Source organism: Kitasatospora sp. NPDC057738, from assembly GCF_042798815.1.
Taxonomy (GTDB): domain Bacteria; phylum Actinomycetota; class Actinomycetes; order Streptomycetales; family Streptomycetaceae; genus Kitasatospora; species Kitasatospora lactacystinica.
The window spans coordinates 40,835-51,792 of sequence record NZ_JBHVJT010000071.1 but is presented as its reverse complement, the minus strand read 5'-3'; the positions used below and the strand labels follow the sequence as shown (position 1 = coordinate 51,792).

Sequence of the window (10,958 nt, the reverse complement as noted above, 5' to 3'; positions counted from 1 at the left end):
CGCACGGCCTCCGGCCGGGCCGGCCAGTCGCTGGCGTGGGGCCTGTGGGAGCAGGCCAGTGAGCTGACCGGTCATCTCTCCTCGGCACGCAGCGGCTCGGGACTGCCGACCGCGCAGGCCCTGGCCCTGTTCGACCGGGCGATCACCCTGCCCGTACCGCACCTCCTGCCGGTGACCCTCGACCTCCGGGCGCCCCGGACGGGCGGGATCCCCCCGCTGTTCCGCGCCCTGGTGCGGGCCCCGAGGAGCCGCGCCGCCGAGCGCGGTGCCGGCGGCCGGGCCGCGGTGCTGGAGCAACTGCGGGGCCTGGACGCCGAGCAGCGCCGTGCCCGACTGCTGGACCTGGTGCGGGCCCATGTGGCGACCGTGCTCGGCCACGCCGGGGTGGACGCGGTCGGTGCGAAGCAGGCCTTCAAGGACCTCGGGCTGGACTCGCTGACCGCCGTGGAGCTGCGCAACGGACTGAACGCCGCGACCGGGCTGCGGCTGCCCGCGACCCTGGTCTTCGACTACCCGACCCCGGACGCGCTGGCCGACCACCTCGCAGAGGCGCTGTCCGAGCGGGTGGCGCAGGCCCCCGCCCCGACCGCGCCCGTCCTCGCCGCGAACGCCGACGAGCCGATCGCGATCGTCGGCATGAGCTGCCGCTACCCCGGGGGCGCCAACGACCCCGAGCAGCTGTGGCGGCTGCTGGCCGAGGGCTTCGACGGGGTGACCCCGTTCCCGGCGGACCGCGGCTGGCGGGTCGGGGACGCGTCCTACGCCCCGCGCGGCGGCTTCCTGGACGACGTCGCGGGCTTTGACGCCGAGCTGTTCGGGATCTCGCCGCGCGAGGCCCTGGTGATGGACCCGCAGCAGCGCATCCTGCTGGAGGCCTCCTGGGAGGCCTTCGAGGCCGCCGGCCTGGTCGCCCCGGAGCTGCGCGGCTCCCCGACCGGTGTGTTCGTCGGGGCGTACGCCTCGACCTACGGTGTGGGCGCCCAGCTCCCGCCCGGCGCGGAGGGCTACCTGCTGACCGGGACCTCGATGAGCGTGGTCTCCGGCCGGGTGGCGTACACCTTCGGCCTGGAGGGCCCGGCCGTCACGGTGGACACCGCGTGCTCCTCCTCCCTGGTGGCGATGCACCTGGCGGCGCAGGCGCTGCGGCGCGGGGAGTGCGAGCTGGCGCTGGCCGGCGGCGTGGCCGTCCTGGCCGGTCCGAACATCTTCGCCGAGTTCGACCGGCAGGGCGGACTGGCCTCCGACGGCCGGTGCAAGCCCTTCGCCTCGGCGGCGGACGGCACCACGTGGTCCGAGGGCGTCGGGGTGCTGGTGCTGGAGCGGCTCTCCGACGCGCTGCGCAACGGCCGTGAGATCCACGCGGTGATCCGCGGCAGCGCGGTCAACCAGGACGGCGCCTCCAACGGGCTCACCGCCCCCAACGGGCCGTCCCAGCAGCGGGTGATCCGGCAGGCGCTGGCCGACTCCCGGCTGCTCGCCGCCGAGGTGGACGCGGTCGAGGCGCACGGCACCGGCACCAGCCTGGGCGACCCGATCGAGGCCCAGGCGCTGCTGGCCACCTACGGCCAGGACCGGCCGGCCGACCGGCCGCTGTGGCTGGGCTCGATCAAGTCCAACATCGGCCACACCCAGGCCGCGGCCGGTGTGGCGGGCGTCATCAAGATGGTGCAGGCGATGCGCCGCGGTGTCCTGCCCGCCACCCTGCACGTGGACGAGCCGACCCATCACGTGGACTGGTCGGCCGGGGCGGTCGAGCTGCTGACCGAGGCGCGCCCCTGGCCCGAGGCCGACCGGCCGCGCCGGGCGGGCGTGTCCTCCTTCGGCATCAGCGGCACCAACGCGCACATCATCCTGGAGTCCGCCCCGAGCCCGGCCGGGCCGACCACCACGGGCCACGGCCCGATGGAGCCGATCGGCGCGGGCCGCGGCCCGGCGGGGCCGACGACCACGGGCGAGGGCCCGGTGGTGTGGCCGCTCTCCGGTGGGACCCAGGCCGCCCTGCGTGAGCAGGCGCGCTCCCTGCGCGCCCACCTCGCGGCGGCGCCCGCACCCCAACCGGCCGACGTGGCATGGTCGTTGGCCACCACCCGGGCCGAACTGGAGCACCGGGCCGTCGCCGTCGGACGGGACGGCGCGGACCTGCTGCGCCAGCTCGACCGGCTCGCGGCCGAGGAGGCGGCACCGGCGGCCGCGGGCGGCCCCGGGCGACTCGCCTTCCTCTTCACCGGGCAGGGCGCGCAGCGGGCCGGGATGGGCCGGGGGCTGTACGAGGCCTCCCCGGTGTTCGCGGAGGCGTTCGACGCGGCCTGCGCGGAGCTGGACCGGTGGCTCGACCGGCCGGTCAAGGACGTGGTCTTCGAGGGCGTAGACCTGGACCGGACGATGTGGGCGCAGGCCGGCCTGTTCGCCGTCGAGGTCGCCCTGTACCGCTGGGCGGAGTCCTGCGGCCTGGTCCCGGACTTCCTGCTGGGCCACTCGATCGGCGAGGTGGCCGCCGCCCATGCGGCGGGCGTGTTCTCGCTGGCCGACGCGTGCGCCCTGGTGGCCGCGCGCGGCCGGCTGATGCAGGCGCTGCCCGAGGGCGGCGCGATGCTCGCCGTGCAGGCCGCCGAGGCCGAGGTGCGTTCGGAGATCGGTGACCGGCTGGACGTCGCGGCCGTCAACGGCCCGACCTCGGTGGTGGTTTCGGGTCCGACGGAGGTGGTCGAGGAGTTCGCCGGGCGCTGGGCGGCCGAGGGCCGCCGGACGAGCCGGCTGACCGTCTCGCACGCCTTCCACTCGGCCCTGATGGAGCCGATGCTGGCCGAATTCACCGAGGTGCTGGCCGGGTTGACCTTCAACGAGCCGCGGATCCCGATCGTCTCCAACCTGACCGGCGCGGTGGTCGACCCCGAGGAGATCCGGACGCCCGGGTACTGGGCCCGCCATGTGCGCGGCACCGTCCGGTTCGCCGACGGCATCGCGCACCTCTTCGGCCGGGGCGTCACCCGCCACCTGGAGCTCGGCCCGGACGGCGTGCTCTGCGGCATGGCCCAGCAGTCCGTCACCGAGGGCGTGTTCGTCCCGGCGCTGCGCCGCGGCGAATCCGACGAGGCCGGGACGGCGCTGCGCGCGCTCGGCCGGCTCTGGGCGGCCGGCGTCGAGGTCGACTGGCCGGCCGTGCTGCCGGCCGGACGCCGGGTGCCGCTGCCGACCTACGCCTTCCAGCGGACCAGGTTCTGGCTGGAGCCCGCCACCGGCGTGGGCGACGTGGGCGGCGTCGGCCAGAGCGCGGCGGACCACCCGCTGCTCGGCGCGACGGTCGCGCTGGCCGGCGGGGACGAGGTGCTGCTGACCGGAAGGCTGTCGCTCGCCACCCAGCCCTGGCTGGCGGACCACGCCGTCCTCGGCCGGGTGCTGGTGCCCGGGACGGCGTTCGTGGAGATGGCGCTGCGGGCCGGGGAGCAGGTCGGCTCGATGGTCCTGCGCGAGCTGCTCGTGCAGTCCGCGCTGCCCCTGCCGGCCACCGGCGGGGTGCAGGTCCAGGTGCGGGTGGCCGCCCCGGAGGAGAACGGCGACCGCCGGGTGGAGATCCACGCCCGGCCGGACGAGGGCGAGGCGCCGTGGGTGCGCCACGCGACCGGCGTCCTGGGCGCCGAGGGCGCGGCGCGGGAACACGGCCTCGCGGCGCAGCAGTACGACCTCGCGGCCTGGCCGCCGCCGGGCGCCGAACCACTGGCGCTGGACGGCTTCTACCCGGCCCTCGCCGAGGGCGGGTACGGCTACGGGCCGGCCTTCCAGGGGGTCCGGGCGGCCTGGCGCGAGGGCGCGACGGTCTACGCCGAGGTGGCGCTGCCCGAGGAGGCGGCCGCGGCCGCGCCCGGGTTCGGGCTGCACCCGGCGCTGCTGGACGCGGCGCTGCACGTGATCGGCTTCGTCGAGGCCGGCGGCCCGGTGCCCCGTGTGCCGTTCGCCTGGACCGGCGTCCGGCTGCACGCCACCGGCGCCACGGTGCTGCGCGTCGCGGTCACCCCGACCGAGGACGGCGTGCTGATCCGGACCGCCGACGGGATCGGCGCGCCGGTGGCCTCCGTCGACTCGCTGGTGCTCCGCGAGACCGCCGTCGAACAGCTGCCGGAGACCGGTCGACAGCCCGGTCGGGACTGGCTGTTCGCGGTCGACTGGACGCCCGTGCCGGCCCTGCCGCCGGTGGACGCCTCCGCGTGGTGGGTGCTCGCCGGGGACGGGACGCCGGCCGTGGCCGGGGTGCCGGGCGAGCGGATCGACTCGCTGGCGGGACTGCCCGCCGGGGCGCAGGCGCCCCCGGTGGTGGTGCTGCCCCTCGTGGCCCGTCCCGCCGCCGACACCGACACCGCCGCCGACACCGCCGCCGACACCGTCGGCGACGCGGGTGCCGCGCTCCGGGCGGCCTCCGGGACGCTGGCGACCGTCCAGCAGTGGCTCGCCGACGAGCGGTTCGACTCCTCCCGGCTGGTGGTGCTGACCTCCGGCGCCGTCGACCCGGCCGACCGGGTGCGCGACCTGCCCGGCGCGGCGGTCTGGGGCCTGCTGCGCTCGGCCCAGTCCGAGCACCCGGACCGGTTCGTCCTGGTCGACGCGGAACCCGGGGACGACGCCTGGCACCCGTACGCGACCGGTGCCGAACCGCAGCTGGCGGTCCGGGACGGGCGAGTGCTGGTGCCCCGTCTGGCCCGGGTGGCGGCCGGTGCCGCAGCGCCGGCCGACACCGCGGCGCGCCCCGGCACGGGAGCGCCGGCCGCGCCCGGGGGCACCGTCCTGGTCACCGGCGGCACCGGCGTGCTCGGCGGACTGGTGGCCCGCCACCTGGCCGCGGCGTACGGCGTGCGGCACCTGCTGCTGCTCAGCCGGCGCGGTGCGGACAGCCCCGGAGCCGCCGAACTGACGGCGGAACTGGCCGCACTCGGCGCTCGCGCCGAGGTGGTGGCCTGCGACGCCGCCGACCGCGACGCGCTGGCCCGGGTGCTCGCCGCGATCCCGGCGGAGCGCCCGCTGCGCGGGGTGGTGCACACCGCCGGCGTGCTGGACGACGGCGTGGTCGAGTCGCTGACGCCCGACCGGGTCGCCACCGTGTTCCGCCCCAAGGCCGACGCGGCCGTGCACCTGCACGAGCTGACCGCGGGGACGGACCTGGAGCTGTTCGTGCTGTTCTCCTCGGCGGCCGGCACCTTCGGCTCGCCCGGCCAGGCGAACTACGCGGCGGCCAACTCCTTCCTGGACGCCCTCGCGGCGCGGCGCCGGGCGCTCGGGCTGCCGGGCCTCTCGCTCGCCTGGGGCGTCTGGGCGGAGGCCAGCGCGATGACCGGGCACCTCGGCGACCGGGCCGCCCGGCTCGGCGACGGGCTGACCGCGGAACAGGGCCTCGCGCTCCTGGACGCGGCGCTGGCCACCGACCGCGCCCACCTGGTGCCGGTCCGGCTCGACCTGCCGGCCCGGCCGGGCACCGCCGACAGCGCCGTCCCGGCCCTGCTGCGCGGACTGCTGCCCGGCGGCCCGCGCCGGGCGAGCGCGGCCGCCGACGGCCCCTCGCTGCCGCGGCAGCTGGCCGGCCGCACCCCCGCCGAGCAGGCCCGGATGGTCCTGGACGCCGTCCGGGCGGACGTCGCGCAGGTCCTCGGGCACGCCACGGCGGAGGCCGTCGCGCCCGACCGGGGCTTCGTCGACCTCGGCTTCGACTCGCTCACCGCGGTCGAACTGCGCAACCGGCTGTCCGCCCGGACCGGGCTGCGGCTGCCCGCGACGCTGGTGTTCGACCAGCCGTCGGCCGCCCGGGTCGCCGAGTACCTGACCGGGCGGATCGCCCCGCCGCGCACCTCGGCCGCCTCGCTCACCGACCGGGTGGAGCGGATCGGGGCCGAGCTGGCGGAGGCGGCCGAGGCGGAGCGGATCACGGTGGTCCGGCGCCTCCAGGCGCTGCTGGCCCGCTTCGAGGACGGCGCTCCCGCGGCCGGGTCGCCGGACGTGGTGGCCGGTCTGGACACCGCCACCGACGACGACCTCTTCGACTTCATCGACAAGGAACTGGGCGCCTCGTGACCCTGCTGCCGAACCCCTACCCGACACCCTGTGAGGCCTGACATGGCGGACGAGCAGAAACTGCGCGACTACCTCAAGCGCGTCACGGCCGAACTGCACCAGGCCCGGCAACGGCTGCAGTCCGCCGAGTCGGCCGACCGCCAGCCGATCGCGATCGTCGGCATGGCCTGTCGGCTGCCCGGCGGCGTGGACGGCCCGGACGCGCTCTGGCGGCTGGTGTCCGAGGGCGTGGACGCCGTCTCCGCCTTCCCCGAGGACCGCGGCTGGGACGTCGGCGAGGACGCCGGATTCGCCCGCAGCGGCGGCTTCCTGCACGACGCGGACGGCTTCGACCCGACGCTGTTCGGCATCTCGCCGCGCGAGGCGACCGCCATGGACCCGCAGCACCGGCTGCTGCTGGAGGCCTGCTGGGAGGCGTGCGAGCGCGGCGGCGTCGACCCGTACGCGCTGCGCGGCAGCCGCACCGGGGTGTTCGCCGGGCTGATGTACCGGGACTACGCGGCCCGCATGATCGACATCCCCGAGGGGGTGGACGCCTACCTCGGCATCGGCAACATGAGCAGCGTCGCCACCGGCCGGATCTCCTACACCCTCGGCCTGGAGGGCCCGGCGGTCACCATCGACACCGCCTGCTCCTCCTCGCTGGTCGCCCTGCACCTGGCCTGCCAGTCGCTGCGCTCCGGCGAGACCACGATGGCCTTCGCGGGCGGCGCCACCGTGATGGCCTCCCCGGACACCTTCACCGGTTTCGCCCGGCAGGGCGGGCTCTCCTCGGACGGCCGCTGCAAGTCCTACGGCGCCGGCGCGGACGGCACCGGCTGGGCCGAGGGCGTCGGGATGCTCCTGCTGGAGCGGCTCTCGGACGCCCGGCGGCTCGGCCACCAGGTGCTCGCGGTGGTCCGGGGCAGCGCGGTCAACCAGGACGGCGCCTCCAGCGGCCTGACCGCGCCCAACGGCCCCGCCCAGCAGCGGGTCATCGAGGACGCGCTGGCCAGTGCGCGGCTCACCACGCTGGACGTGGACGTCGTCGAGGGCCACGGCACCGGTACCCGGCTGGGCGACCCGATCGAGATCCAGGCCCTGCTGGCGACCTACGGTCAGGACCGGCCCGAGGACCGGCCGCTGCGGCTGGGCTCGGTGAAGTCCAACCTCGGGCACACCCAGGCCGCCGCCGGCGTGGCGGGCGTGATCAAGATGGTGCAGGCGATGCGCCACGGCACCATGCCGCGCAGCCTGCACGCCGAGCAGCCGACCCCGCAGGTCGACTGGTCGGCCGGCGCGGTGCGGCTGCTGACCGAGGCCGAGCCCTGGCCCGAGCTGGACCGGCCGCGCCGTGCGGGCGTCTCCTCCTTCGGCATCAGCGGCACCAACGCCCACGTCGTCCTGGAGCAGGCCCCGGAGGCCGAGGCCCCGGCCGATCCCGGGCAACCGGCCCCCGGCGTGGTGCCCTGGCTGCTGGCGGCCCGCACCACCGAGGCGCTGCGCGCCCAGGCCGGTCGGCTGCACGCCTTCGTCGCCGACACCGAGCCCGACCCGGTCGACGTCGGCCGCTCGCTGCTCTCCCGGGCGCCGCTGGAGCGGCGCGCCGTCGTGCTCGGCGCCGACCGGGACCGCCTGGCCGACGCGCTCGCCGCGCTGGCCGGGGACCTGCCCGACAAGGCCGTGGTCACCGGGGTGGCGGGGGAGGGCCGCAGCGCCTTCCTGTTCACCGGCCAGGGCGCCCAGCGGACCGGGATGGGCCGCGAGCTGTACGAGGCCTTCCCGGTGTTCCAACGGGCCTTCGACGCGGTCTGCGCCGAGCTGGACCCGCGCCTGGAGCACTCCGTCAAGGACGTGGTGTTCGGCGGGAGCCGGGACCTCCACCAGACGGTCTGGGCCCAGGCCGGGCTGTTCGCGCTGGAGGTCGCCCTCTTCCGGCTGTTCGAGTCCTTCGGCGTGCTGCCGGACTTCCTGCTCGGCCACTCGATCGGCGAGGTGGCGGCGGCGCACTGCGCCGGGGTGCTGACCCTGGCGGACGCCTGCGCCCTGGTCGCCGCGCGCGGCCGGCTGATGCAGGCGCTCCCGGCCGGCGGCGCGATGCTCGCGGTGCAGGCCACCGAGCCCGAGGTGGCGGCGGCCCTCGCGGCCGTCACCGGCACCGCGGACGTGGCCGCGCTCAACAGCCTCGGCTCGGCGGTGGTCTCGGGCACGGCGGACACCATCGACGAACTCGCCGCGCACTGGACGGCCGAGGGCCGCAAGACCAGTCGGCTGACGGTCTCGCACGCCTTCCACTCGGCCCTGATGGAGCCGATGCTGGACGAGTTCCGGGCCGTCCTCGCGACGCTCTCCTTCGCCGAGCCCCGCATCCCGATCGTCTCCACCCTCACCGGCGCGGTGGAGGACGAGCTGCTGCGCACCCCCGACTACTGGGCGCGGCAGGTCCGCGAGACCGTCCGCTTCGCCGACGGCGTCGAATGCCTCAAGGCCCAGGGGGTCGGCCGGTTCGTGGAACTCGGCCCCGACGGCGTGCTCACGGCGATGGCCCGCGAGAGCCTGCCCGGGTCGGCGCTCACCGCGACGGCGCTGCGCAGCAGCTGGCACGACACCGGGGTGTTCGTCACCGCGCTGGCCGACCTGTGGACCCGCGGCACCGCGGTCGACTGGCAGGTGCTCTTCGACGGCCACGGCCGCCGGGTCGAGCTGCCGGTCTACCCCTTCCAGCACGAGAAGTACTGGCTCCACCCGGTGGCCGCGCCGGCCGGCGGGCCCGTCGACCCGGGCCTCTGGGCGGCGCTGGCCGGCGAGGACGCCGACGCGATCGCCGACCGGCTCGACGTGACCGACCCCGGGGTCCGGGCCTCGCTGCGCACCGCGCTGCCGCTGCTGTCCGACTGGCACCGGCGCGATCGCGAGGAGGCCGAGGTCGCGGGCTGGCGCTACCACGTCGGCTGGGAGCCCGTCCCGGACGCCCCGGCCCCCGCCCTCACCGGCGACTGGCTGCTGGTCGTGCCGGCCGCGGCGGCCGACGACGAGCGGGTGCGTGCCCACCGGGACGGCCTGACCCGGCACGGCGCCACGGTGGTGACGGTGCCGGTCGCGGCGGACGCCGCCGACCGGACCGACCTGGCCGTCCGGCTGCGGCAGGCCGTCGGCGACGGGCGGCGGCCCGCCGGAGTGCTCTCCCTGCTGGCGCTGGAGACCGGGCCGCACCCCGAGGTGCCGGCGCTCCCCGGGGGCACGGCCACCACGCTGCTGCTCGTCCAGGCCCTGCTGGACGCCGGGATCGACGGCCCGCTGTGGTGCGTGACCGAGGGCGCGGTGTCCACCGGTGACCACGAGCCGCCCGCCGAGCCGGGCCAGGCGCCGGTCTGGGGCCTGGGCCGGGTCGCCGCCCTGGAGCACCCGCAGCTGTGGGGCGGTCTGATCGACCTCCCCGCCGGGGCCGAGGAGGAGGACTTCGACGCGCTGGCCGGCCTGCTGACCGCCGCCGACGGCGAGGACCAGCTGGCGGTCCGCCCGGAGGGCGTCTTCGCCCGGCGGCTGCTGCCCGCCCCGACGGCCGACCCGGAGGCGCCCGCGTGGCAGCCGCGCGGCACCGTCCTGGTGACCGGCGGCACCGGCGCGCTCGGCGGGCAGGTGGCCCGGTGGCTGGCCGCCGGCGGCGCCGAGCACCTGGTGCTGGTCAGCCGGGGCGGCCGCGGCGCCCCCGGGCTGGCCGGGCTGGAGGCCGAGCTGACGGAGCTCGGCGCCCGGGTCACGGTGGTCGCCTGCGACCTGTCGGACCGCGCGGACGCCGCCCGACTGGTCGCCGAACTCGACGCGATGGAACCGAAGTTGAGGGCCGTCGTGCACGCCTCTGGGGTCAGTGCCTCGGCGCCGCTCGCCGACACCACCTTCGCGGAACTCGACCGGACGGCGGCCGGCAAGGTCGCGGGCGCCCGGCACCTGGACGAACTGCTCGACCAGCGCCGGCTGGACGCGGTCGTGCACTTCTCCTCCATCGCGGGCGTCTGGGGCGTCGGCGAACAGGCCTGCTACGCGGCCGCCAACGCCTACCTCGACGCCCTGGCGCAGCGGCGCGACGCCGAGGGCGTGCGCGCGCTGGCCGTCGCCTGGGGGCCGTGGGACGGCGGCGGCATGGTCGACCAGGCGATCAAGGAGCCGATGCGCCGGCGCGGCATCTCGCTGCTGGCGCCGGAACGGGCGATGCACGCCCTGCAGCGGGCGCTGGACCTGGACACCGGAGCGGTCACCGTCGCCGACATCGCCTGGGAGCAGTTCGTCCCCGCGTTCACCGCGCTGCGGCCCAACCGGTTCTTCGCCGAACTGCCCGAGGTCCGGGCGCTCGCCGCGGTCACCGTCACCGAGGGCGAGGACCGGAACCGGCTCGCCGCCCTGCGCGAGCGGCTGGCCGCCCTCCCGGGCGCCGACCGCGAGCCCGTCCTGCTGGACCTGGTCCGCACCCACGCGGCCGTGGTGCTCGGACACGACGGCCCGGCCGCGATCGACGTCGACCGGCCGTTCCGGGACTTCGGCTTCGACTCGCTGGCCGCCGTCGAACTGCGCAACCGGCTCGGTGAGGCCACCGGCCTGCCGCTGCCCGCCACCGTGGTGTTCGACCACCCGACGCCCGCGGTGCTGGCCGCCCACCTGCTGGGCGAGGCGCTGCCCGACGACGCGGCGGCGGCCCTGCCCTCCACGGCGGAGCTGGACCTGCTCGAAGAGGCGCTGCTGGCCCGGGCGGAGGACGACGTGGACCGGGTCCGGGTGGTCCTGCGGCTGGAGGCGCTGCTCACCCGCCACCGGGGCGCGGGCGGCGGCGACCCGGTCGCCTTCGACGACCTGAGGGACCAGCTCAGCAGGGCCAGCAACGAAGAGCTCTTCGACGTGATCGACCGGGATCTCGGCCTCTCGTGAGCAGG

At 77.0% G+C, this 10,958-nt stretch carries 1 protein-coding gene and 1 pseudogene; both read left to right on the top strand.

Going from position 1 to position 10,958, the window contains the following annotated elements; genetic code table 11:
• Nucleotides 1–6,054 (top strand): SDR family NAD(P)-dependent oxidoreductase (locus tag ACFVGO_RS30870; protein WP_380635301.1); only part of this gene is annotated, 6,054 nt, incomplete at its 5' end.
• 42 nt (nt 6,055–6,096) lie between these two features.
• Nucleotides 6,097–10,953 (top strand): annotated as a pseudogene (locus tag ACFVGO_RS30865) (type I polyketide synthase); the annotation flags it as partial.
• Nucleotides 10,954–10,958: the final 5 nt, after the last annotated feature.